Here is a 1,116-nt window from a genome sequence, read left to right on the forward strand (position 1 = left end):
ATATCTCTGAGTCTGATTGCCTCATTTGCGATGGTGTCGGCTGTCTGGTTGGCGCTATCGTCGATCCAAAGTCTGCTGGTGCTGAGCAGGGTTGTCGCCCGCTCCATCTTGGGCATGTCGCCCTGCAGCATCTTGCGCGGCTGGGTGATCTTGGTGTAATCCATCTTGCTCAGGTAGGATACAAGCCTGCCGACGCATTGGTTGGCCATCATTTCGAGCGTGAAGATCGCAACGGGCTTTTGAAGCTCTAGGACGTTTCCGGCAATCTGGAGCATGACAACGGACTTGCCCTGGCTTGGCTTGCCTCCGACTACCCAGAACTCACCATCCCTCATGCCCCCGCTGATCAGGTCGATGCACTCGATCCCGGTAGATAGCCCCGGCATCTCTCCTGACTTCATCCATTCCTCTTGACGCTGCACGAAGCTCTTGACGGCCTCTGCGCCGCTCTTGGACCGCTTAGGGCCTGTCACCGCGGCCTTGATCTTCTCAAGGGCGTCTGTGGCGCTCTGAATGGCCTCGTCGCTGTCCTCTGCCTCTCCCAGCTTGTAGGATGACATGACGGCAAGGCGGCGGGCATAGACCTCTCTAAGCTGTGCTATTGATTGCGTCCACGTGGCTCCAGGTGACGGGGCGTAGGTGTAGATGTCAGCCAGTGCCGACGCTCCCCCCATTCGGTCTAGGTGGCCGTCGATGTTCATCTGCTGGACGAAGTGGGCAAACTCTACCACGTCGCTGGATTTGACGTATTCGACCCACTGATCGAAAACGAGCGAGTGGCGGTGGAACATGGCTGACTCTAGGCCGTCGCCTAGCGCCATGCGGACAAAGCGGTCTGGTTCCTGAATCATCGCGCTCAGGATCGTCTTTTCAGCCATTGGCGCGTTTGGGAGTTCTTTGGATTGGTCTGTCATTTGGCTAAATTGTATTTGAACACAGCGATGCAAGGGATTCCTTCGTCACCCTTGATCTCGGCTGTTGGGCTTTAAAAGCCGCATGTAACCCGTTTCCTTAAATTCTTCGTAATACCATTCTGCTTCTGCTGGATTAACGAAAGCTGAATCAAAAACCCACGGGCCTAGGTCTTTGTTTTTGTTGCGGTGGCGGCACTCAATA

The 1,116-nt window shown here is 55.4% G+C and carries 1 protein-coding gene; it reads right to left on the bottom strand.

Going from position 1 to position 1,116, the window contains the following annotated elements:
- A partial coding sequence (locus tag V6D20_10560; protein ID HEY9816223.1) for a DnaB-like helicase C-terminal domain-containing protein occupies positions 1-878 on the bottom strand: 878 nt, incomplete at its 3' end.
- Positions 879-1,116: the final 238 nt, after the last annotated feature.

This window comes from Candidatus Obscuribacterales bacterium, assembly GCA_036703605.1.
Classification (GTDB): Bacteria; Cyanobacteriota; Cyanobacteriia; order RECH01; family RECH01; genus RECH01.